The organism is Paenibacillus sp. FSL H8-0548 (assembly GCF_038630985.1).
Lineage (GTDB): Bacteria > Bacillota > Bacilli > Paenibacillales > Paenibacillaceae > Pristimantibacillus.
Map to the genome: position 1 here is coordinate 7,096,880 of NZ_CP152049.1, position 24,313 is coordinate 7,121,192.

The following is a 24,313-nucleotide window of genomic DNA, read 5'->3' on the forward strand; positions in this document are numbered from 1 at the left end:
GTTTCCTGTAATCGACATTTTTCAGCTTGGATTGTATAATTTTGTTGTTCCTTAATAAATATCGGTGGTGACGATCATTTCTTATGTCTTCGCGTTACTATTTTCTTTTACAATTGTTTATTTCTTAATTCCGCCGTTCGGAAGGCTGGCTTTCCGTCTGGATTTTGTGGACAAGCCCCGCAAGGACGTGGAGCGGAAGCTTCATCGCGAGCCTATTCCACTAACTGCAAGCTATGTCATCTTTATAGGCTTCTTCCTTACTTATTTACTCGTTACCAGAGACTTCTCCTTACAGACCGGCGCGATATTCGTTGGCGGCTTGCTGCTGCTCATCATTGGCACTATTGATGATTGGTATAAGACGAAGGGCAAGGATTTTCCTTCGCTGCCCAAATTTATCGTACAAATTTCTGCGGCGGTACTCGTCTATGCCTCCGGCATTTCCTTCACGGGCTTTTACAATCCGCTTTCCGGAGAATATGTGCTGCTGCCGGTGCTTTTACAATTTTTACTCACGATTTTGTGGATATTCGGAGTTACGACCGTCATTAACTTCACCGATGGAATGGATGGACTTGCAGGCAGCCTCTCGGCGATCTCGGCGATTACGCTGTTTATAGTCGCCATTGCGAAGGGTCAATCGAACTCAGCTATCATGGCTATTATTTTAGTAGGTGTAACGATTGCATATGTACGGTATAACAAGCCGCCTGCAAAAATATTTATGGGCGACGCGAGAGCAACCTTCCTTGGATTTATATTGGCGGTTATTGCTCTGGATGGCGCATTCAAGCAGGCCACGGTTATGTCGCTGTTCATTCCTATTTTGGTACTCGGCGTTCCGATCTTCGACAATTTGTTCGTCGTTATTAGACGGATGATGCAGGGAAAAGCCATCTACCAAGCGGATGCGAGCCAAGCCCACTATCGTCTGCTTCGCGCAGGACTAAATCATAAGCAGGTCGTCATGTTTCTATGTCTAATTAGTACATGCCTTTGCTTATCCTCTATTATTTTGCTGCTTGTACAAACCTAAAGAAAGAACCGAGATGCAGCGTCTCGGTTCTTTTGTTTCTTCTTAATAAAAAGAAAGCACCGCTCCCCAGTTCCATTGCCCATAATAAGATTCAACCGCATCAATCCCTTTGATCCATTCGATCGGCCCTCGTCCATCAGCCTCAGCCACCATAGCACTTGCCTCAGCCTGTCCATGGCTATATTTCACCCAGGCGAGCTTTGAACCCAGCATAACGGGTTGAAACGAGCCGCTTTCACTGGACTGCCTCGTGATCGTCGTTTGCTTTCCGCTCGCTAGCTCTATGCTTACTAAAAAAGGATAGGCTGGTGCAGCATGAGCTACCTGTGGCTTGGCCTCAACTGCCCGAGATACCACAATATGCTGCATATTCTGCCACGCGAACGCTTGATCAACATAACCCTTCGGAGTGTACACAGCTCCCTTTTCCCTTGTCACCGCCAAGACTTTCAGCTGTTTGTTACTTGTGGCTTGGCGTCCTATACCGGCGATATACGCAAGACTGTCACCGCTTTCGGCCCATTCAAACCACTGCGGATGATTAACCATTTCATCCAATGTTCGAAATACGACACCATCCGAGGTCACCGCGCAAAGAATGTTGCTGTCAGCCGATAGGGAAGCGGTAGGATTAGCTAGGAAAGCGATCCAGCGTCCATCTGCCGACCATTTGAAAATGCTCGTATTTACCGCAAAAAAATCGTCTGATGGCTTTGGCAGCACATGAACCGTTATATATTTGCTAGGATCTCCTAATACTTCAAGCGATATTTGATAAAGGCTAATCGGTGTCCAGCCGTCAGGCAGCAGCTTCGATTGCGATGATGCGAAAAAACCGCTGCCGCTCGGAAGCCATGAAAAATTCCCGATTCCGCTAGCTGTGCCTAGCGGCTGGTCCGGATGCAGCACATCGACATAGCTCAGCCGATCCTCGATTTGATAAGCAAGCTTCCTATCCTTTGGCGACCATGCGAAGCTGCTTCCTCCTGTCGATGAGACAAGCTGGCTTTGCCCGCTTCCAACCTCCAGCACCCAAAGCTCTTGCTCCACCTCGCCTTTCGTATAGGCGAGCCACTTCCCATCAAAGGACCAACTGGGATGGCGTATAAATGGACCGCTATCGAGCTTCTTTTCTTTATTGCCTTCCTTTAGCCAAAGCTCTCCACTGCGTACAAAGGCTGCCTTCAGCTCTGCTTCTCTTTTTTTCGCTTCGGCGTGCTCTGCTCCATTGGTCATCCAGATCAGAGCAAACAACAAGATAATACTCACTTTTACGATATTCATGTCCCCTATTCCCTCCAAAATTTGCATTAAAGTTACCGTTCCCTTAGCTAGGCAAAACATACTCGCTTAGCTGTAACCAAACGCATCTTTTGTTTCCATTTTGAAACCGATTTGTAACTGTTCTGTTACGAATTTTTCGAGCATTAGCCCTATAATTGCTTATACAACGATTTAACTTCCAGAGGGGCTGAACACTATTTTTACCGCCGGCAAGATCAATAACCATCGCCTGTTCCACGACTTTCTTCAGATCCGCCTATTTTCCTCCCGTCTTACAATGCCAATAGGTAAAGGGGGAGCTCGTCATGCCTAAACCACTAGGCAATAGCAGCCGTTACATGCCAGGGCTCGATGGTCTGCGTGCCATCGCTGTTCTCGCTGTTATTGCCTATCATTTGAACTTGGGATGGGTGCCCGGCGGTTTGCTCGGCGTAACGATGTTTTTCGTCCTCTCTGGTTATCTCATCACAGATATTCTGCTCAGGCAGCTTCGCTCCGATCAACCAAAATCGTTTGATTTCAAAACATTTCTTATCCGCCGCGCTCGGCGTCTTCTGCCTGCTATGTTCATCATGCTAGCAGCCGTTTCGCTGTATCTAGCAATCACCGACCCAAGCAGGCTGATCTCTCTAGAAGGTGATATCGGCTCCGCCTTACTCTATATAAACAACTGGTGGCTTATTTTTCATGAAGTATCTTATTTCGAGAGCTTCGGACCGGCTTCTCCATTCGGACATCTATGGTCGCTTGCTGTGGAAGAGCAATTTTATCTCGTTTGGCCGTTAATTCTGCTAATCGTCATTCGCTTTGTGCCCAAGCGCGGCAAGCTTGCGTTATGGACGCTGGCTGCGGCCGCATTATCCGCTGGCGCAATGACGCTGCTCTATGAGCCCGGAGCTGACCCAAGCCGCGTCTATTATGGCACAGATACAAGAGCCTTTGCTCTGCTTATCGGAGCGGCACTTGCTGTCGTATGGCCGAGCTGGAAACTGACCACAGCCATTTCTCGCCAAAGCCGTATTGCACTCGATACAATCGCAGCAATCGGGTTTGCAAGCATCCTCCTGATGATTGGTACAGTCGGCGAATACGACTCCTTTCTTTACCAAGGAGGCATGGTGCTCTTCGCAATCGCAACCACAGTTGTCGTGGCAGCACTGTCCCATCCCGCAAGCAGACTCGCGCATCTTATCGGCAGCAAAGCCTTCACCTGGGTAGGCGTTCGTTCCTATGGCATATATTTATATCATTATCCGATTATCGTGCTAACGACAAGAGCTGCTGAGAGCGGAGAGTTTCAGCCGGTGCGTGCAGCCATCCAACTTATTTTGACCTTTGTTTTTGCAGAGCTGTCATATCGGTTTATTGAGGAGCCTATTCGCCGCGGCGCGCTGGAGAGCGGGCTGCGTACACTTAAAGCGTATACCAATCATCGCCTGCGCTCGCCTAAGCTCAAAAGATCGTCCAGCTACCTTGCTGCTGCCATGCTTGTCGTAACCTGCGTATCCTGCACGAGCAGCGTTGATTCGCAATCGTCCAGCAGCCTTAAACCAAACGATACGACGGAGTCCCATGCTCCCGTGAATAAGCCAGCTGAGGAAACTATAAGCGAAATCCCTGCCTCAAAACCAACGGATACCGAAGCAAGCAAGCCCATTGTTTCTGAGCCTGAGGTGACAGAGCAGCCGTCTCCAGTCCCCCAGGAAGAAGAAGCCGATAAGGAGCAGTCCAGCATTACAGCTATCGGCGACTCTGTCTTGCTGGATGCAGGCCCTTATTTGGAGGAAAGGTATCCCGGCATTGTCATCGATGGCAAAATCGGCAGACAATTCAGCCACGCTGCTGCGATTATTGAGGAGCTTAAGAAGGCAAATCAGCTTGGAGACACCGTCATTATTGAGCTAGGAACAAACGGAGCCTTCACAACCAAACAAATGAATGAGCTGCTTGAAGTCATTGGAGGGGAACGCGATATCCTTCTCGTCAACACTCGAGTTCCTCGCAAATGGCAGGACTCTGTGAACAAGATGCTTGCAGCAACAGCGAGCAAAACGGCGAATGTTACTGTAGTGGATTGGTATGCAGCGAGCAAAGGCAAAGAGGATTTCTTCTCGGGTGACGGGGTACATTTGACCAAACATGGAGCGGAGTACTATGCGGATGTACTAACGAAGGCAATCGATAGTTAAGCCTATTTATAATTGAAAACTTATAAATTCTTAAATACGAACAAAATCACCCTTACAGGTGATTAGAAATCGCATACCCGTCAGCTCATACTTCTAACGGAAACCAGAGACGCTAAATCGCCTTTATTGTTCGTTTCAAGATTGTAACGGAAACACGGGCCTCTATTTGTACCTACATGCTGGATCTGGCTTCATTTCTGCGGAATAGCGTCTCCCATTTCCGTTAAAATGTGACACTAGCCAAAAATGGTACTTTAGAGTCTCTGGTTTCCGTTAGCTTTTGTTATCCGCCCTCCGGCTGCTGGCGCAGCATCGTTATCAACAGGTTCGGAGAGTCCATAGTTTACTATATAAGTTGGACTTGAAAAATGAAGTGTAAGCGAAGCGAGAAGATCGTTCTGGAGAAACGAAGTGTTCGCCTTTGCAGCCTTATTCTCACCTTTAAATGTCTTAGGGAATCAAAGAATCTGGCTGCAACCGCGATCGTAAGAGTGATCTTCTGGCGCAGCGCAAAAAAACGTAAATGTTTAGTTCAACTTATATAGATAACTAGACTCTCCGAAGCTCGAACAGACGCGCCGTCTTAACCGTAGGCAAAGTGACTTCGAGCATACCATCTGCTGCATGCCATTCGCACCTCGTACCTAAAGCATCTGCTGGGTAGGCGCACACTGCCTCCAGCTGCTGTCCCTGCCAGCGTGCAAGGGGAAGCTTTATGTCGGCCGTAGCTCCAGCAATCCGCCAGACGGCCAAATAGATTCGGTCGCCATGATACAGACCATAGCTAACCCAATCGTCCTGCTGCGTTGGCAGACCGAGCGGCCAGAATGGCAGTGCCGCAGGAATGTCCCCGCGAATCTTTTTGTAGTAATCTAGCGCCTCCTTAACGAGCGACCTGCGGCGCGGGCTGAGCTCAGCCAAATGACCACTCTGATGCACACGCAGTAATAACGCATTCACCATGTTGTAAATAACTTCTTCATCGTCACCTTCACGAAGGGGATAAGACCAAATAGCAGATTGCTCTGGCGTTAATACTGCTGGCGAGCTGGCTGCAATAGCTGCGTATTTCACGTAATCCTCTTGATCGCTAGTCGATTGAATGCTGTGGCGGCTAAGCATCGCATAATCCATTCGCATGCCGCCGCTGGAGCAGTTTTCGATGACAAGCTCTGGATATTTTGCGAATATGCGATCCAGCCAGCTTAGATAAGCACGATTATGCTGAAGAAGACCGTCTCCGAAGCTGTCGGAAGCCGTTTCCGTTCCAATGCCCGCGTTGATATTATAATCCATCTTAATATAGCCTACGCCATAATCCTCAACTAAACGACGAATGACCTCATCCGCATGAGCGATAACCTTGGGGCTGCGATAGTCGAGCTGATAACGGCTGCGGTCCTTAACCCGCTTGCCATGGCGCATGAAGAACCAGCTGTCATCGGTTTCCGCCAGCTTTGGACTATTAATGCCCATGACCTCAAGCTCGAGCCACAGACCTGGAATTAGCCCTTTGCTGCGGATATAATCCAGCACATACTTGATTCCTTCGGGGAATCTCTCCTCTGAGGGCAGCCACTCGCCCACGCCGTCCCACCATTCTCCTGGTGCATACCAGCCAGCATCAATACAGAAATATTCACATCCGACCTCGGCTGCCGCATCAATTAGCGGAAGCAGCTTCTCTGTCGTAGGAGCTCCCCACAGGCAGTTCATGTAATCGTTAAAAATAACACGGAGCAGCTCGTTATCCTCATTCGGTCTCCGAATAAGGCGGCGATAGGCCGTCAGCTGCGCAACCGATTCTTCAAAGCCGCCAATAACCGTCCCGATGGCAAGCGGTACTGATACAAATTCTGCTCCTGGCGCAAGGCTCAGCCACCAGTGATTGTCATGCTCTGTTGGCCCGCTTATGAGAACGGTGAGCAAGTCAGATTGCTCGATAATCTCCCAGTGCCAAGAGCCATTATGCTCGATTTGCCAGAATAAGCTCGTTCCTGCCTCCTCGTTTTGCAGCACAGCCATTGGAATATGCTCCGCTGCCGACCATGAGCCTGTATTGCTGCAGGATACCCGCTTCGAGCCGCGGTCCTTCAAATGCGACATGCCAAGCTCCGGCAGCTTGTAGGAGCGCCACTGCAGCTCGCTTTGCCAGCCATTATGGGCGAGATGCAGCCGCATTTTGTCATCGCGATCCTGCAAGCCTTCTTTATCTAGTCCCGTTAAGGCAAAGGATGAAACGTATTCCACCTCGACAGATGCCTGACCTTCATTCTTCAGCACGGTCCAGCTGCGAACCGTCTGCAGCCCATCATAAAACTGAAAATGCTGAATCGCCTTGAGTCCTGTTGCCTCATCTAGCAAGCACAGCTCAAGTTTCCGTCCAAGTGTATTGCGTGTATCTTCATGTGCAGCATAAACCATCCGGAGGCCCGGATATGTTGCACGGTGCGTCCGTCCGTGATACTCCGCGCGGTCTTCGCCTGTCAGCTGCAGCTCCATAAGCCGAAATCCTGGCTTCTGCTCTTCTTGAATCGCAGTCGCATTCAGAGGCTGCGGTCCAAAATGAAGAAACAACACGTCTCCGCTATCGGTAATCTCAAAGTTAAAATACAGTCCATTTTCCACAATTTCTATATGCTTGCTCATTTCGTTCCCACATCCTTAAAGCTTTTTTTATGGTCTATAAAACAGCTTAACTCAGCACTGTAGCAGCGCTGAGTTAAGAGTTTGCCTATGGTTAGGCTTATTCTGCAGATCCGAATTGTATCCAAGCTTTTTGAATTTCATCGATCGCTTGATCCTTCGTTTTGCTGCCGCCAATATAAGCCTGCATCAACTCACCAAATTTTTGGTGGAACGTGTCAAGCGAGTAGTTAACCGACAAGTCACCGGATTTTTCTGTTTTCAAAATTTCTTCCATTTGCTTAGGCATATCCAGGTCAGGAAGCGGAGCATCCTTGATCGGAGGAATAACCTTCGCTACGTCGGAGAACCAGCTTTTGCCGTAATCCGATGTGTAGAGCCAGTTAAAGAATTCAATCGTTTCATTCACTACTTTAGAATCCTTGTTGATACGAAGCGCTTGATCGGCACCTGTAACGAGCAAGGTTTGGTCTGCTTTTTCACTAACAGGGTAACCTACGATGCCAAGCTCAAAGTCTGGCGTAATTTTTTTGATGGCTTCTTCGTCCCAAGCGCCTTTACCTGTCATGAACGCTGCTTTGCCCGAAGCGAAATCACTTACTCCAGCGTTGCTGTCACGCTCAAGCGGCTTGTTCGTGCCATGCTTCACAGTCGTATCGATAAAGCTGAAGAAGTTGTCGTTCAGTACAGGATATTCCTTAAACGTTGTTTCACCTGCAATGAAGTTCGCTACCAATTCTTTAGGTGTAATGCCTGCATCCTCAGCAGCTGCGTTTACAAAGTTTTGGAAGATATGCTTCCATACCCACCACTCTTTATAAGCGTTGGCGAATGGTGTAATTCCTTTTGCTTCAAGCTTCGTAATGGCGTCTGCCATCTCAGAAGTCGTTTTCGGCACTTCAGTAATACCAGCATCAGCAAGCAATTTTTTGTTATAAACCATATTCATTAGATTTCCTTTAACTGGGAATCCAAGAACCTTGCCGTCTTTGGAGCTCATATTGATTTTAACGGAATCCGTCATTGCATCCGCTAACGGCTCATTTGTCAGATCAGCGCTGTATTCAGCGAAAGTGTCGATATCTCCGCCTGCTGTCGTTTGGAACACGTCAGGCGTGCTGCCGGCAGCAATCTTTGATTTAAGAACCGTGTTGTAGTCAGCTTGCATAATTTCAAGATTGATCGTTACATTTGGTTTAACCTTTTTGTATTCTGCGATGTATGCGTTGAAAGCTTCTGTGTATTCTGGAGAAGCGGTAAACATATTAATTGTGACTGGCTTATCAGAGGTTTCTGTATTTCCACCAGTATTCGTACCCTCGTTGTTGCCTGCCTTGTTGTTGCTGCCGCAAGCAGCCAGTATTCCGATAATCAGCACTAAGCTGACAGAGAGTGCAAGAAATCTTTTGACCATTGTAATGCCCCCATTTCCTTCATTAATTGTTGTCTACGATGCCTATTCTAAAGAAAAAGGAATGAGATAAGAATGCACATAAGTGAATAGTTAAGGGTAAAAAAGTGTCCTACTGCTTTCTGTTCACTTTTTAGCTATCTGCATTCGCGGATCTATACTCCGAAGGAGAAACGGCATAATAATTACGAAACGCTTTGCTGAAATAGTTTTTATCCTTATATCCTAGCATCTCCGAAATGTCCTGTATTTTCAAATTTGAATCGGCTAGCAGCTCCTTTGCCTTCTCCATTCTGACCTTCTGCACATATTCATGAATGCCGAAGCCAAATTGCTGCTTAAACAGCTTCATTAGATATTCTCTACTCAAAAAATACTTGTCCGAAAACATTGAAATTTTAATTTCTTCAAAATAGTGATTGTCGATATAGGACTTAATATCCCCAACTTCGAACGGCTGATTCGTCGTCAGAGCATTCCTAATTTGACCACTGTAGTAGTCTAAAATATGGTTGAGCAGCTGTTCATATTGCTCTATACTCGCAAAGTCAGTCGATATGCCAATTGCTCTGAGCGCATGATCACCGGTAAGCGGAAGCTCCTCAGGTGAAACGCCAAGCTCCAAAGCCATATCATTTAGCAAAATAACAAACTCATGCAGCGCTCGATCCGCATCTCCGATGCTAAAATGATCCGATGACTTCCACTTTTTCACATATTCACTCAAAATCGCTTTTGCGTTATGTACATTGCCCAGCTCCAACGCGTTTCGAATAATAAGGATACGGCTGGTGAGCGATTGATTATTATCCTTTGGCGCGGCAGCAGCAGTCGTTTCTGTGATGCTCGTGACCGCTGCGCCTTTCAGCTTAAGAAGATCTATTCCGCTAATTGCTGCTTTGGCTGCTTCATAGGAAGAGGCGATTTCCAGCGCATCTGGACTGGAGTGGCCTATGCCTACCGCAACGACGATGCCAAACAGCTCCTTTAAGGTTGTCGTTACTTTGTTCATTTGATGCATCGACCGATAAGCGATATCGTCAGCATAACCGCCCTTCATCGTAAGAATCGCAATGAGCTCACGCTCCTGCTTCGGGCTGGCAAAGCTGAACGCTGTAAAATGGTCACCCGTTATTTCATCCATTACATTCGCAACAGCAAATTGCAAAAGATCAGTATCCTCATGGAAGCGGCTCTTCCTGATCTGCTCTAAATTCAGTACCCGAAGCACAACGGCTGTAAAACGATTTCCAGAGTCATCGGCACCGATCAGCGGCAGGAAAGCTTCGTTATTTTTGCTCTTGAAGCTGCGCTCAATAATCGATAAATACACCTTCTCCTTCAAGCGCGGAAGTGACATATTCAGCGTAATGTTGCGATTAATAAATTCACTGTCCTTCTTCCGCTTAGCCTCCAGCACATCAATGGCCTTGCGGAGAGATTGATTCAGTTCATGCCGATTAACGGGCTTCAGCAAATAATCGACCACCTTGGAGTGAATCGCTTGACGCGTATATTCAAAATCATTATAGCCGCTTATGACAATCGTCAGCAGATTGGGGTAGTCACGCTCAATAATCTGCAGCAGCTCTATGCCATTAAGCTCCGGCATCTTCATATCCACCATCGCCAAATCGATTTTGTGCTCTGCCAGCATCGCAAGCCCGACCTTCCCATCGGTTGCCTCCAGCACCTCAACGACGTCCAGTCCCTTCCAATCGCCCAATATACGAATCGCTTCGCGAAGCGGCTCCTCATCATCAATAATTAATACTCTATACATGACTGACCCCTCCTCTTGATAACAGCATCAGCATTCTCGTGCCGCCCTTGTCTGTCTCGATTTGAAGCTCAGCCTTACCTCCGTAAAGCAGCTTCAACCGCGTATTCAGGTTAACAAGCCCGATGCTCTCATTATCGCCCTCTCGGTCCTCCCATTCGCTTTCAAATGAGCTCCTCACCTGCGCCAACCGCTCAGGCGTAAATCCTGGCCCATTATCCCACACCGAAATAACAGCATGTGTCTCTGTCAGGCTTGCGCTAATATCGATGGTAATCGTACTCGACACTTTCTCCAGCGCATGCTTAATTGAATTTTCTACAAGCGTCTGAAGCGATAGCTTCGGAATCTCCAGTTCCCTTAACGATTCATCCCAAGCATAGGTTACCTGAAGCCTGCTGCCGAAGCGTGCCTTCTGCAGCGACAAATAATTTTCAATATGCTTCAGCTCCTCGCGCGCCTGCACGATATCCTTGCCGCTGATGCAATAACGCAGCGTTAGCGCCAGCGCATCAACCATATCGGCGATGTCATATCGCTCATTCTTAAGCGCCTTCGTTGATATGGCTTGCAGCGCATTATACAAAAAATGCGGATTGATTTCCGCCTCCAGCGCCTTTAAAATCGCATTTTTCTCTACTAGCTTCATCTTATAGCGCTCATTAATGAGATCGTTCGTCCGTTTAACCATCTGATTGAAATGACGGGATAAATAGGCAATTTCATCTCTGCCCTTCACCTCTGCCTCAGCATCAAAGTCTCCCGTACTGAATCGATTCATCTGATAAGATAGCCGCTGCAGCGGCTTTGTAATTGCATTGGAGAAATAGATAACAACAATAATCGAAAGCACTAGGAAGAGAAACCCGATGGAGAAGCTAATGTTCCGCGTCGTCCTAGCCGCCTCATAGATTTGCGTATACGGAATCGGCTTTACAAGCTTCCAGCCCTCCTGCTCTCCGACATCATACACGACAAGATACTTCTGCTGCTCCTCTGACCATGTGAACTCACCATTTGACTGCTCTGCAAGCTTATCCAGCAAGCTTGCTTCCTTCACACGAGAATAAAATTCTGGATCATCCGTATAAAATGGTTCATTATCAGGGCTTAAATACAGTAAGTGCTGTCCCGCGTCCACAGGAATATCACTTAGAATTTCATCTCTAACCGATGAATCATAATAAAATGACAGCACCGCTTGCGGCTGCCGGGACACAATAGAGCGCAGCACCCTATGGTAAGCCATAAAGCTCTCTTCAGAATTGACCGAATAGCCCGGATCGGAGTTCGGCGTTACGAACGATTGAAAGGAGCGGTTTTGCGCACTCGACATCGTTTTCTCATACCAAGGAAGCTCTTTTATCGCAGAGTTATTCCCCGTCTCAATTTTCACATCATTATTTACCTTCGATATGGCGTAATACTTATTTTCTTTCACGACGTACAAATAAATGGCTTTCAGATCATTCCGTGAATAATACAGCCCACGTAAATAATCCTCCAAATACATTTTCGATGCATACTCTTGCGATTCGTGAGTAATAGCGTACGTAATTTCTTCATATCTAATTTGCGGCAGGGACAGCTGCTCCATCCCCATTAAGTAGTCCTCCAAATTCTGATTGACCAGCAGCAAATTATTCGATGTGCTCGAAATACTGTTTGTGATCGATTCCTTCTGCAGCATTTGATATGAAATATAAGTCAGTGATCCTACAACGAGTATAATTATGAACGTAAACAGCAAAATAAGCTTGTTCACTAGTCTTCTCGACATCCGTTCAACAGCGGTTTTTGCAGCCTTATATACATGATTAATATAGATTTCCCCTCATCCCTTCTGCCCAGTATTCCGTTCACCTTTTTACCCCTAAATGATTTGTTAAATCCATTTTTGCAGGCGGGCTGCTGTTTTATAATACACATTATAGACGATACCGATTAGTTAAGAAGAAACGACAGATAAGCCTTACAGGCAAATCATGCTTTCGCTTTTCCACAATAATTGTACTGTCATTCTGCCATTAAACCAAATCTTAAGAAAAGGGGTGCAGCGATGTTTAAAGCATTAGGTAGAAAATGGGGCGAAAAGCTCGAATTCGGCATCTTCACCTTGCCCGTATTAATTTGTATCGCTGTTGCGTTTTACTTTCCATTTGCCATGACGATTCGATATTCCTTGACGAAATGGAACGGCATTTCCAAAAATCCGACATTTGTCGGGCTGGATAACTTCAAGCAAATTTTTACGGGTGACGCCAATTTCGCAAGCTCCGCATGGTTTACGATTAAATATGCCGTTCTATACATCGTACTCGTTAACGTGTTTGCCATCTTGCTGGCTGTCTTGCTCGACATGAAGCTTAGAACAACCTCATGGCTGCGCGCAGCCTTCTTTGTCCCTTATATTTTGAGCTTAGTCATTGTCGGCTTTATCTGGAAATTCATTTTTATGCAAGGGTTCGAATCACTTGGAGAGAGCACGGGCTGGGGCATATTCGACCTTAGCTGGCTTGGCGAACCCGGACTCGCCTTCGTCTCTATCTTGCTTGTTTCCATCTGGCAGTCGATTGGCTTCTACTTAGTCATTTACATTGCTGGCTTGCAATCGGTACCAGAGGACTTGAAGGAAGCCGCGACGGTTGACGGAGCAGGTCCGGTTCGACGCTTCTTCAGCATTACGCTGCCGCTGCTTGCGCCATCTATTACAATTTCCGTATTTATGGCTCTGACGAACTCCATTAAAGTGTTTGACGTTATTCTCTCGCTTACAGGCGGCGGGCCTGGCGGCACAACCTACAGTATCGCTTATGACATTTACAGAGATACGTTCCAAAACAATCTTTATGGCTATGGAACGGCGAAGGCGCTCATTTTGTTCGTTGCTGTATTGTTCGTGACGATCATTCAGTTGACGCTCTTTAAACGCAGGGAGGTTGAAGCCTAATGAATACGCACACTAAAGCCAAAGCGGGACGCATTATTCTTGAAGTTGTACTGGTGCTCGTCTCGCTCGTGTTTCTCTACCCGTTGTTCTTGGCTATTAACAACTCGTTGAAGAGCTTTGGCGAGGTCATGACTGACGTCGTCGCGCTTCCGAAGCAGCTGATGTTCGAGAATTATTCCTATGTATGGTCATTCATTAACTATCCGAGGCTATTTCTCAATAACATGATTATTACGACTGTGGGTATTGTCGGCATTATTCTCGTCTCCTCCATTGCCGCTTACAAGCTGGCAAGAACGAAGACGCGCTGGAGCGGACTGCTTTATCTGCTCTGCATCATGCCAATGCTCATCCCTTTTCAATCGATTATGCTTACCGTTATGCAATTAGCCAAAACACTGCATTTATCCGAAAGCACATGGGGACTCGGCATTCTGTACTGGGGCTTTGGCGCACCGCTTGCTGTCTTCATCTATCATGGCTTCGTGAAGGGTATTCCGAAGGAAATTGACGAGAGCGCAACGATTGACGGCGCTTCCGGCTTTAAGCTGTTCTTTCTTGTCATTTTCCCGCTACTAAAATCAGTAACAACCACAATCATTATTATTGATGTGATGTGGATCTGGAATGACTTCCTGCTTCCACTGCTTATGGTAAACGGCTCACCAGATACGAAAACGTTGACGCTAGCCGCATATACCTTCGTGGGTCAATACACCTCCGATTGGCAATATGCAATGACCGCCATGGTGATGGCTGTGCTGCCATCCATCATCGCCTTCATCTTCCTGCAAAAATACATCGTTAAAGGCGTTGTCGCCGGCGCGGTGAAAGGTTAATCCTTTTGGAAAAAGCCTGACCCCTTGTTTATAATGGGGATCAGGCTTTTTTTATTGTATTAAGTACCCTGCTAACGTGACGCACATACTCAAGCATGGACGGCCAACACTGAGCATCCGCAGTAACACCTACTCCCTTAATCTAGCGGGATATCCCGCAGGCTCCAGCTGCAGTAGAATCGGCGTTATTCGCTGGGCTCCCAGCGTACGCTGCACTTTTTACAGTAGATTGAGTGCTTTGAGAGGAAAACCGGCTGTTTCTCGCCGATTCTGTTGCATAAATACACTGTAGCCGCTCGAAACGGCACTCATGTAAGGTTTCTATTGCAGTAAGTGCAGCGTAGGCTTGTTGATACTCAGCGTGGTGATATGCAGCAGCATTATTCGGACTGTTCGGACGAATGGCGAGTGGGCGTTGGGTTAGCAAGCAAATTGGCGGTACTTGGGATCAAGCGATCATCAAGCGATCTCACCGAAATAATGAGATAAGGCAGTCTTTCGCCTCGATAACAGCGCAAACGTTGAAAGCACAGGCACCGTCCATTACTGACGGTGCCTGTGCTTTATGGTTTATTCCGTTTTAAATTGAGCGGAAGCAGAAGCCAAATCCTGAGTCAGCTTATCAATCGTCGTGACCATAGCCGCGAGCTGCTGAACCATTGCCGCTTGCTCCTGCACAGTAGCAGTTACCTCTTCAACAGAGGCGGAAACCTCCTCGCCGGAGGCAGATAAGTTTTCAGCGGCATCAAGCACCTCGTTCTTATCATTCTCCACCTCGTACAGCTCCTCCGCCATCGCCCGTACTTGCTCGATAATATCCTTTACATGCTCCGAGACGAGCTCGAACGATTGTTTTGTCTTACCTACACTGTCATTATGCTGTACTGTAATGGCTTCAATAGCGTGAACGCTGCGATTATTTAGCTCCACATGATTAATTGTCTGTCCTACAATTGCATTGATGTCATGCGACTGTATAGAGGTTTGCTCTGCAAGCTTCCGAATTTCACTGGCTACAACGGCGAAGCCTCTGCCGTGCTCCCCAGCTCTTGCCGCCTCAATGGAAGCATTCAATGCGAGCAGCTTTGTCTGATTCGCAATCTCTGCGATCGCGTCAGTCATGCGCCCAATGCCCGAAGAGCTTTCCGCAAGCTGCGTCGTAATTTCAGATATTTTGTGGACCTCTTCTTCATTCTTTATATTGATTGCAACTAGGGATTCAATAACCTCATGGTTGGCCGTAAATATCTCAGTGATAGCATCGGCCTTCGCTTTAATCGTATGTGATTTCTCCGTAGCACTGGCGATTTTGTCGCCCACGTCCATAAATTTATTGACGATCGCTTCGGTATCATTGGCCTGCGATTCCATAGCCTTCGCTATTTCTAATGTTGTCGTAGACGTCTCCATAATGGAGACAGACGTCCGGGAGGAGGTTTGATCCAGCTCTGTTGTACTGCTGTGAAGCACCGCTATCGTATGGTTCATACTTGAAATCAAGTCCTTATTGCGCTCAGCCATCATATTGAAGCTATCCGCCAGCTCCTTAAATTCCCCATTGTATTTTCCTGTCGCCGACGTCGTTAAATCACCTGAAGACAGCTTTTTGAACAATGCTGTCAATTGTCCGATTGGCCTCGTTACCAGCCTTGAGATAAGCACTCCGACCAAGATAGACAATAGCAGTGCAATAAGCATCACCGAACCCATCTTTTGCATCATCGCTTTCAGCGGCTTATTTACATCCTTGTAGTTATCCTCTACAATAACCGTCCAGTCCGACACCGGTATTTTGGAATAATAGGCCACCTTTTCTTTCAGCTCTACCTCTCCCTGAGAAAGCTTCCCCTCACCGGCAGCCTTTGTGATTTCATTATACTCTCCGCCTTCAAGAGGCTTGCCGATGAGCGTCTCGTCGCCGGAATGGTAGACCAGTGTCCCCACCCGATCCAAAATAAGCAAAATGCCTTCTTCGTTTATTTTAACGTTCTCTAATTTATCAACAAAAAAAGACGTAACGACCGTCGATATAAATACGCCCTGTACCTTGCCATTCGAATCAAGAACGGGCAGCGAAAATACATTCACTTGATTGCCGCTTGTTTTGGAGACGAGTGATTCACTTACTACCGACTTTCCTAGCAAACTGTCTTGGAAGTATTGGCGATCTGCTCTGCTCTTCGCCACAATCTCCGGATTGTTCGATGCGACTATGATACCATTTCTGTCTATGAGCATGAGCGATTCATTTCCCGGCATGCCATTAATGCTGTTTACCAAGGTTTGATTGGCTTTCACATAAAGCTGGTTTGATGCGGAGAAGAACACCTCGTCTGTCATTGTACCTCTGTTTCTCAGCTCCAGCAGCTCAGTAAACTCCGAATTAATCGATAAGAGGTATACCGATTGCTGCTCGAGCTGTACAGATGAAAATAATCCCTCACCAATGCGGTCTGACGTTGCTTTAATCTCATCCTTGCTTTTATCCAGCGTAATGTCGGAGGCAATCTGATAGGATATGTAACTCGTTGTTAGCAAAACAACACCTACGAGTATACAAATCATGACTGGCAATTTAGTACGGAATGATATTTTCGACCAGTAATCTAATTTCAGAACTGCAAACATTTAATAATCTCCCTTATAAAAGTCTATGATGGCAATCTAGCTCTATCGTAACAAAGGAGTATTAGATTAATGGGAGAATTGCATTAGATAATTGTTAGTGCTGAGTAACCACTCGCCAACTATGATGACAGACTGCCTCCACCTCGGCATGCTTCTGGAGGTAGCTCGCAACCAGCTCCGCCATATCCATCTGAACCTCTCTCACCACTTGCTTGCCTTGATACATTTCGTAATCGCCTCCGCCAGCTGCTCGGTAATTGTTCATGACCACATCAAACAGCTCATCAGCAAGCAAAGGCTCTCCGTTCCTCAGCAGCCTCGTAACTCTCTGGCCTATCGGCTTCGCCACATTCAGCTCGTATGCAATGCCGCCCCACATATCATAGTTATAATGCTGGAGCTTCGGCTCTATATAAGCAGGGTTAACCCCTAATGTACCGTCCTCATTGATCTGAAAATAGGCCGCCGTTTGCTCCAGCGCAGCTTTAATGTCCTTGCCGCTGAGCCTTAGCACAGTCAACGTGTTCGGATACATAAAGTTGGTCAATATATCACGCATAGTCACCTCATCGCGAAAGCCCTCCGAATCGTTATTCAGCAGCGAGGCCACTGAAATATCAACACCAGCCGCATCCATCTGCACCTTATTCATAAACGCAATGAAGGGATGATCGGCGCTGCGGCACAGAAGCGGATCAGTGATCGTCATGTCGCCTATGATTTTGCCCATTGGCTGATCAAGCCAGACTTGCGTCTCTGCCTCCGCTTCCTGCGTTAATGCCATGATAACGGGATCGGCAGCCACCTTATCGTCTAACTGCAGCAGCTCCGCTGTTTTGGAAACGATGCTCCAGCCGCTCTCCTCTCTATGAAAGGCAACGCTAATTTTACCTAAAGCATGTCCGTTGCAGCCAGGCTGAATAACAGCAACCCCGTTCACCTCACCTGTTAGTTGACGATGCTGATGACCGGTGATCAGCACATCGATTCCTTCAACCTCCATGCACATCGCATAAGCCTGATTTTCACCCGTCAGCCTCTCCGCGGGCTCACCGCTTAATAGATCACATTCGAATCCACCATGATAAGAAACAATCAGCAGATCCGGCTGCTCCTGCTCGCGAATATCGGCGGTCCATGCTTTAACCGTCCCAAGTGCATCGTGGAACGATAATCCGCCAATATGCACGGGGTTCTCCCAATGTGGAATGTAATGCGTAGTAACACCTAGTATTACCGTTTTAATACTATCATTCAAAACCTTCACAATATAAGGTTTTCCAAATGCAGGCTGATGTGTCGCTTCATCCACGATACCCGCAGATAGCCACGGAAAATTAGAATCCTCCACCGCTTTGCCCAGCAATTCCAAGCCATAGTTAAATTCATGATTGCCGAGCACCGCTGCATCATATTGCAGCTCATTTAATACTGCAATCGCAGGATTCGTCCTATTTCCCCCTAATGTGGCTGCAAAATATGCGAACGGTGTCCCTTGCAGCAGATCCCCATTGTCCACCAATAGCAGCTCCGGTGCTCGCTTTCTTTCCGCTTTTACAAGTGACGCTATTTTGGCAAGACCTAGCTGCTGCTCCTCGCGCGTACGATAATCCGTAGGCAAAATATGTCCGTGTATATCGCTTGTTACCATGATCTCGCAAGTAAACCGATCACTATTCTCCATACGATAAACTTCCCTTCCACTAGCGTTATTCGACTTTCACCCTTCTATTTTAGCAGGAATAGCAGCAGTAATAGACAGCCATCCCTCTCCTTTACAAAAGCTTATCCCCCGCTTTACGAACAGATAATAAACTCTCCTTATAGTTAGCCAAGTAACTTAAATTAGAATTTCTGGAGGGTTATCTTTTGAAAAATGTGACTAAGTTTGTTCTACCGTTATTATTATCCGTTTCTCTGCTCAGTGGCTGCGGAGCAAACAAAACGAACAACGAAGCCGGGCAGGCTGCTGGTTATGTGCCTGAGAAGCTGACCGTACAATTCGTTCCTTCCCAGAATGCAGATACACTCGAGGCAAAGGCGAAGCCGCTGGAGCAGCTGCTTACAGACAAGCTTGGCATTCCTGTAGAAGTAAGTATCTCCACCGATTACAACACAATTATTGAAGCAATGGCTTCCAAAAAGGTTGACGTGGGCTTCTTGCCTCCAACAGCTTATGTATTAGCGAAAGATAAAGGCGCGGCTGAGGTTATTCTTCAAGCACAGCGCTTTGGCGTACAGGACGATACAGGAGCTCCGACGGATCAGCTCGTTGATTTCTATAAATCGATGTTTATTGTAAAGAAGGACTCCGACATCAAGACGATCGAGGATCTAAAAGGCAAAAAAATCGCGTATCAAAACGCAACCTCCTCCGCAGGCTTCGTATGGCCGGCAGGCAAGCTGCTTGAAGCTAGCATTGATCCACTGAAGGATGTATCTGCCGTGACCGTCAAGGGCCATGACCAAGGCGTTATCGCCGTTCTGAACGGCGATGTGGATGCCGCAGCTATTTTCCAGGATGCCCGTACGACTGTAGCGAAGGATTTCCCAACCGTTTTTGATGATACTCGCGTACTTACTTATACCGAAAACATCCCGAATGACACGATTTCCGTTCGATCCGATATGAGTGCAGAATGGATAACTAAAATTCAAGACGCCTTTATTGCACTAGGCAACGATGAGGCTAGCCGCCAAATTATTTTTGACATCTACTCTCATCAGGGTTATGTGAAATCCGAGGACAGCATCTTCAACATCGTGCGTGAGTACGGCGAGAAGGTCAAAACGGAGTAGTTATCGATTTCTTGAAAATGGACCCATACGTACGTTAAGCCAGTTCGGTGCATGTGCACCGGACTGGCTATCCTTTATTACGATGATATTCAGCAAAGGAATGATCTTCCTGTGATCGAACTTCGAAATGTATCGAAATTGTATTCAAACGGAACAAAAGGCTTGAACCGGATCAACCTCACCTTTGCCAAAGGTGAATTTATCGTTATCGTTGGGCTCTCCGGCGCTGGGAAGTCAACGCTGCTGCGCTCTATCAATCGTCTTCACGATATTTCAGAGGGTGATATTCTGGTCGATGGGCAATCCATTACGAAAGCGAAGGGCAAGCAGCTTCGCTTGATCCGCCGCAATATCGGCATGATCTTTCAGAGCTTCAACCTCGTCAAGCGCTCATCGGTGCTGCGCAACGTGCTCGCAGGGCGGGTTGGCTATCATTCTACAATACGTACACTGACAGGCCGATTCCCTGAGCAAGACATGAATCTTGCCTTCGAAGCGCTGGACCGCGTCAATATTGTCGAGAAAGCTTATTCACGCGCGGATGAGCTCTCTGGCGGCCAGCAGCAGCGAGTGGCGATCGCTCGTGTGCTCGCGCAAGAGGCAAAAATTATTTTGGCAGACGAGCCCGTCGCCTCCCTCGACCCGCTTACAACGAAGCAGGTCATGGATGATTTGAAGAAAATCAATCTGGAGCTTGGCATCACAACGATTGTAAATTTACACTATGTCGATTTGGCACGGCAATACGCGACACGTATCGTTGGTTTGCGGGGCGGACAGGTCGTATTTGACGGGCCGGTAGCAGAGGCAACGGACGAGATATTTGCTGAAATATACGGTCGCCCGATTGAGGAAGCTGAACTGCTGGGAGAGCGACGCGCATGAACAACCAAACCGAGCTTAAGCGCCCGAAGCCGCCGAGCAAGCTTAAGCATTATTTGACGGCAGTGATCGTTCTTCTACTGCTTTGGGGAAGCTCAATTCAAACCGAGGCTACGCCACGCGAGCTAATTGAAGGCTTTCCAAATATGTTCGATCTGCTTGCAGAGATGTTTCCGCCAAAATGGACCTATTTCGACAATATCATTAGCGCTATGCTGGAGACGATTCGTATGGCCCTCATCGGAACGACGATCGGCGCTGTATTTGCCGTGCCTGTTGCCCTGCTGTGTGCAAGCAACCTAACGAGGAGCTGGTGGCTCCGTCACCCTGTACGTTTCGTGCTTAATCTAATTCGCACTATTCCCGATCTGCTGCTCGCAGCCATCTTTGTAGCGATTGTCGGAATCGGGCCGCTGCCGGGGACAATGGCACTAACCGTCTTTTCTTTGGGGCTTATTGCCAAGCTGACATATGAGGCTTTGGAATCCATTGATCGCGGGCCGCTGGAGGCGATGACCGCCGTCGGCGCTACCAGCATGCAGCGTATCTTATATGCCGTCATTCCGCAAATACAAGCTCATTTCATGTCGTTTACGCTTTATACCTTTGAAATCAACGTTCGCGCAGCAGCCGTGCTTGGCCTTGTAGGTGCTGGCGGAATCGGTCACTATTATGAAATTACGCTAGGCTTTCTAGAATACGACAAAACGAGCGTCATTATTATTTTCACATTAGCCATCGTCTTGCTCATTGATTATTCAAGCTCTAAGCTGCGGGAGAAGCTGCTATGAACAAAAACTGGAATACTGTCATTCAGAAACCGAGAAAATATCATTACCGCTGGCTGATTTATCTCGCACTGGCTGCGGTCTATATTTGGGCTTTTGCGGGTGTCCCGTTTACAGGCATTAAGGAAACAGCTGTTCAAATTACGAAGTCAATCATGACTGGCATCTTCTCTCCCGATTGGGATTTTGTTTATTTGCCTGAAGGCGAGGATCTGCTGCGAGGCTTGCTCGATACATTAGCCATATCCATTCTAGGTACTTTTATCTCTACACTGATTTGTCTGCCGCTCGCTTTCTGGGCAGCTGTTAACATGAGCAGTTCAAGAGCAGTCTCCGGCTCAGGCAAAATGGTGCTCAGCTTCATTCGGGCCATTCCTGAAATCGTATTGGCCCTGATGTTTATTAAGGCCGTTGGTCCTGGCTCGTTCGCTGGTGTCCTTGCGCTAGGCTTGCATTCCGTCGGAATGCTCGGTAAACTGTTCGCTGATGAAGTGGAGAGCATGGATAAGGGACCAGTGGAAGCACTGCTCGCCACTGGCGCAAATCGGATGCAAATTTTATGGTTTGCCGTCCTGCCACAGGTGCTCCCAGGCTTTCTATCGTACATGCTTTACCGCTTCGAAATTAATATGCGCTCGGCGACCATCCTTGGCGTGATTGGTGCTGGCGGCATTGGTACACCGCTCATCTTCGCCCTCAGCACCCGAAACTGGGATCGCGTCGGCATTATTTTACTCGGCATTGTCGTACTGATTACGATCATCGATATGATTTCTGGCGCGATCCGCAGGCGCCTTGTATAACCGCATTCGCAAAAACATCCCGTACCGATGAGCAATCATCGTGTACGGGATGTTTCAAACAGGCCGTTCTATTGAAAACTGCTCCCCAAGCTTGGCATAATCATTGCCGGCCAAGCGGCTAACGGGCTTCAATGCCTCTGCGTTAATTCTTCCGTTTTCGTAAAGAGCATCATCGACGTGAAAGCGTACAACTCTCCCAATCAATAGGTCGCAGGCCGGTGCTTCGGCAGAGCCGCCCAGCGGAAGCGATTGTTCAAGTACACATTCCATACGAATTCTCGCCTCAGCAACGCCGGGAACCCCCACAGATTCACTTGCAATAGCAGTCAGCCCCGCAAGAGCAACCTCACTCTCCTCTGGCGGCAAATTTGCAGCTGTGACATTGATTGCTTCAATGTAGCTTTCATCGGAGATATGGACAACGAATTCACCTACTGCAACCGCATTGCGGGCAGTATCCTTCTGCTCACCGCCAGGCTTGCGCTGCACGGATACCGCTACCATCGGTGGGTTAGCTGTTACAATATTGAAGAAGCTGAAGGGTGCTGCATTCAGCACCCCTTCGATTGATTGGGTTGTTACGAAGGCGATAGGCCGCGGAACAATACTGCCGATGAGCAGCTTGTAATTATCCTGCACACTTTGACTCGTTGGATCAATGGACCGCACAGCCAGCACCCCTTTTATCATTTAATTACACAGTAAAGGTTTCTTTATACCAAGCTGCTGCCGCTGTCACCTCTGAGCTTGTCAGCTGATGGCCATGCTGCTCCCAATGAACGGTAACGGAAGCACCTGCTCCCTGCAGCAAACGATCAAGATCCTCGGTCTCCTGAGGCGTGCAAAGCGGATCATTCGAGCCTGCGCCGATGAAGCAAGGAACATCTGCTAGATCAGGCAACGTGACGCCGCGGATGGGTACCATCGGGTGATGCAGGATCGCACCGCGCAAAGTACCTTGATAATGAAACAGTAAGCTCCCAGCAATATTAGCCCCGTTGGAGTAGCCAATTGCAACTAGATTGTTTCGATCAAAGCCGTACTCGCTTGCAGCGCTATCTAGAAAATCATTCAGCTCCTTCGTACGAAACAGAAGATCCTCGATATCAAATAGACCTTCCGCCAGCCGCCGGAAATAACGAGGCATGCCATTCTCCAGCACATTTCCTCTAACGCTTAGTACAGATGAGGCAGGCGAGACAAGCTCCGCGAGCGGGAGCAAATCCCGCTCCGTGCCTCCCGTTCCATGCAAGAGCAGCAGTACTGGAGCTTCTTTATCGGTACCTTGTTTAAATAAATGCTTCATGATTGATCCTCCTTCAAAACTCTTACCTCAAATGGCGACAATAGCTGTTCAACCTGTGTTCTTTTTTCCTCAAACCATGCTGGAAGCATGAGCTTTTCTCCTAGATGCTCAGAAGCTTCGTCTCGGTCAAATCCCGGAGTATCCGTCGCAATCTCAAATAATATGCCCCCAGTCTCGCGGAAATAGAGTGCATTAAAATATTGACGGTCTACAATTGGTGTAGGCTGGAAGCCATTTCTCTCCACATGGCTGCTCCAAAGCGCATGCTCGGCATCATCTTTGGCTCGCCAAGCGATATGGTGAACAGTCCCTGCACCGCCATGCCCTAGCTCCATGCTCGCCACGTTAACATCAATAAGATTGCCCAAATCTCCTGTCGATTTGAAACGCATATAGGCCCCTTCCTGACCTACCCTCGCAAGTCCCATCACGTTGATGAGAAGCTCTGCGGTTTGAGCGGGAGCGGTGCTGTACAGAATAGCGCCGCCGAATCCTTTGATCGCTTTATTTGCAGAGACTCCGCCAAACGCCCATTTACTCTCCGCACCGTGCTCACGGGCTACAATTTCAAGCTTCAAGCCATCTGGGTCTACAAATTGCAGATAGGTCTCGCCAAATCTCGACGTTTGTATAAAGGCTATCTGGAACTTCGTCAGCCGCTCCTTCCAGAAATCGAGCGCTCCAGCAGGAACGACGTAGGTGGTAAAGCCGACTTGACCTCCGCCAATCCTGCCTTGGCGTGCATTTTTCCAAGGAAAGAATGTAATAGCGGTGCCTGGGCTTCCCATCTCATTGCCAAAGTACAAATGATACACCTCGGGGGCATCGAAGTTAATTGTCTTTTTAATTAAGCGCAGCCCCAGCACTCCTGCATAGAAATCAGTTGTAATTTGCGGGTCTCTAACAAAGGCCGTTATATGGTGAATGCCTGCCGTTTGAGTTGTCATATGCTTGCACTCCTTATTCTAAAGT

The 24,313-nt window shown here is 47.7% G+C and carries 19 protein-coding genes; 9 read left to right on the forward strand and 10 right to left on the reverse strand.

What is annotated here, in order from left to right; all coding sequences use genetic code 11:
- Positions 1-76: 76 nt before the first annotated feature.
- On the forward strand, positions 77-1,036 hold the full coding sequence (locus MHI37_RS29980; protein ID WP_076335681.1) for an MraY family glycosyltransferase: 960 nt from the start codon (positions 77-79) through the stop codon (positions 1,034-1,036).
- Between the two features lie 42 nt (positions 1,037-1,078).
- Here MHI37_RS29980 and MHI37_RS29985 read toward each other — a convergent pair whose 3' ends face one another.
- The gene (locus tag MHI37_RS29985; protein WP_076335634.1) at positions 1,079-2,320 is read right to left on the reverse strand and encodes a PD40 domain-containing protein; all 1,242 of its coding nucleotides are present in this window, start codon (positions 2,318-2,320) and stop codon (positions 1,079-1,081) included.
- 305 nt (positions 2,321-2,625) lie between these two features.
- Here MHI37_RS29985 and MHI37_RS29990 point away from each other — a divergent pair, with 305 nt between their 5' ends.
- Positions 2,626-4,509, forward strand: a complete 1,884-nt coding sequence (locus MHI37_RS29990; protein ID WP_076335635.1) for an acyltransferase family protein — start codon at positions 2,626-2,628, stop codon at positions 4,507-4,509.
- Positions 4,510-5,058: 549 nt separating this feature from the next.
- Here the strand turns inward: MHI37_RS29990 and MHI37_RS29995 are convergent.
- The 4 genes from MHI37_RS29995 to MHI37_RS30010 form a co-directional block, all read right to left on the reverse strand.
- Entirely contained in the window at positions 5,059-7,158 is a 2,100-nt protein-coding gene (locus tag MHI37_RS29995; protein ID WP_076335636.1) for a glycoside hydrolase family 36 protein, read from the reverse strand.
- Between the two features lie 97 nt (positions 7,159-7,255).
- Complete coding sequence (locus tag MHI37_RS30000) at positions 7,256-8,569, reverse strand: extracellular solute-binding protein (protein ID WP_076335637.1); 1,314 nt, start codon at positions 8,567-8,569, stop codon at positions 7,256-7,258.
- A 130-nt stretch (positions 8,570-8,699) separates the two neighbouring features.
- Complete coding sequence (locus MHI37_RS30005; protein ID WP_076335638.1) at positions 8,700-10,349, reverse strand: response regulator; 1,650 nt, start codon at positions 10,347-10,349, stop codon at positions 8,700-8,702.
- Positions 10,342-12,126 carry a histidine kinase gene (locus MHI37_RS30010; protein ID WP_083676117.1) on the reverse strand — a complete coding sequence of 595 codons (1,785 nt, stop codon included), beginning with the start codon at positions 12,124-12,126 and terminating at the stop codon, positions 10,342-10,344. Before MHI37_RS30010 ends, MHI37_RS30005 begins: the two co-directional genes overlap by 8 nt.
- Positions 12,127-12,405: 279 nt before the next feature.
- On the opposite strand from MHI37_RS30010, the gene MHI37_RS30015 reads away from it, so the two are divergent.
- The 3 genes from MHI37_RS30015 to MHI37_RS30025 all read left to right on the forward strand — a co-directional run bounded on the left by MHI37_RS30015 (position 12,406) and on the right by MHI37_RS30025 (position 14,719).
- Entirely contained in the window at positions 12,406-13,296 is an 891-nt protein-coding gene (locus MHI37_RS30015; protein ID WP_076335640.1) for a sugar ABC transporter permease, read from the forward strand.
- On the forward strand, positions 13,296-14,135 hold the full coding sequence (locus MHI37_RS30020) for a carbohydrate ABC transporter permease (protein WP_076335641.1): 840 nt from the start codon (positions 13,296-13,298) through the stop codon (positions 14,133-14,135). Before MHI37_RS30015 ends, MHI37_RS30020 begins: the two co-directional genes overlap by 1 nt.
- Before the next feature lie 401 nt (positions 14,136-14,536).
- Complete coding sequence (locus MHI37_RS30025; RefSeq protein ID WP_144023619.1) at positions 14,537-14,719, forward strand: hypothetical protein; 183 nt, start codon at positions 14,537-14,539, stop codon at positions 14,717-14,719.
- Here MHI37_RS30025 and MHI37_RS30030 read toward each other — a convergent pair.
- The gene (locus MHI37_RS30030) at positions 14,706-16,763 is read right to left on the reverse strand and encodes a methyl-accepting chemotaxis protein (protein WP_076335642.1); all 2,058 of its coding nucleotides are present in this window, start codon (positions 16,761-16,763) and stop codon (positions 14,706-14,708) included. The two genes, MHI37_RS30025 and MHI37_RS30030, sit on opposite strands and share 14 nt — an antisense overlap.
- Before the next feature lie 94 nt (positions 16,764-16,857).
- Positions 16,858-18,447 (reverse strand): bifunctional UDP-sugar hydrolase/5'-nucleotidase, encoded by a 1,590-nt coding sequence (locus MHI37_RS30035; RefSeq protein WP_076335643.1) that lies wholly within the window; start codon positions 18,445-18,447, stop codon positions 16,858-16,860.
- A gap of 185 nt (positions 18,448-18,632) precedes the next feature.
- On the opposite strand from MHI37_RS30035, the gene MHI37_RS30040 reads away from it, so the two are divergent.
- The 4 genes from MHI37_RS30040 to phnE (MHI37_RS30055) all read left to right on the forward strand — a co-directional run bounded on the left by MHI37_RS30040 (position 18,633) and on the right by phnE (MHI37_RS30055) (position 22,035).
- The gene (locus MHI37_RS30040) at positions 18,633-19,562 is read left to right on the forward strand and encodes a phosphate/phosphite/phosphonate ABC transporter substrate-binding protein (protein ID WP_076335644.1); all 930 of its coding nucleotides are present in this window, start codon (positions 18,633-18,635) and stop codon (positions 19,560-19,562) included.
- A 111-nt stretch (positions 19,563-19,673) separates the two neighbouring features.
- A complete protein-coding gene (gene phnC / locus MHI37_RS30045) occupies positions 19,674-20,447 on the forward strand; it encodes a phosphonate ABC transporter ATP-binding protein (protein WP_076335682.1) in 774 nt (257 codons plus the stop codon).
- Positions 20,444-21,235, forward strand: coding sequence for a phosphonate ABC transporter, permease protein PhnE (gene phnE / locus MHI37_RS30050; RefSeq protein WP_076335645.1), 792 nt, complete (start codon positions 20,444-20,446; stop codon positions 21,233-21,235). Before phnC ends, phnE (MHI37_RS30050) begins: the two co-directional genes overlap by 4 nt.
- Positions 21,232-22,035: a phosphonate ABC transporter, permease protein PhnE gene (gene phnE, locus MHI37_RS30055; RefSeq protein ID WP_076335646.1), complete on the forward strand. Its 804-nt coding sequence runs from the start codon at positions 21,232-21,234 to the stop codon at positions 22,033-22,035. Before phnE (MHI37_RS30050) ends, phnE (MHI37_RS30055) begins: the two co-directional genes overlap by 4 nt.
- A 54-nt stretch (positions 22,036-22,089) precedes the next feature.
- Here the strand turns inward: phnE (MHI37_RS30055) and MHI37_RS30060 are convergent, their stop codons facing one another.
- From MHI37_RS30060 to MHI37_RS30070, 3 genes are read right to left on the reverse strand one after another with little or no spacing between them, the layout of a single operon-like run.
- A complete protein-coding gene (locus MHI37_RS30060; RefSeq protein WP_076335647.1) occupies positions 22,090-22,704 on the reverse strand; it encodes a flavin reductase family protein in 615 nt (204 codons plus the stop codon).
- A gap of 25 nt (positions 22,705-22,729) precedes the next feature.
- Positions 22,730-23,341, reverse strand: a complete 612-nt coding sequence (locus MHI37_RS30065; RefSeq protein WP_076335648.1) for an alpha/beta hydrolase — start codon at positions 23,339-23,341, stop codon at positions 22,730-22,732.
- Entirely contained in the window at positions 23,338-24,288 is a 951-nt protein-coding gene (locus MHI37_RS30070; protein WP_076335649.1) for a ring-cleaving dioxygenase, read from the reverse strand. Before MHI37_RS30070 ends, MHI37_RS30065 begins: the two co-directional genes overlap by 4 nt.
- Positions 24,289-24,313 lie beyond the last annotated feature (25 nt).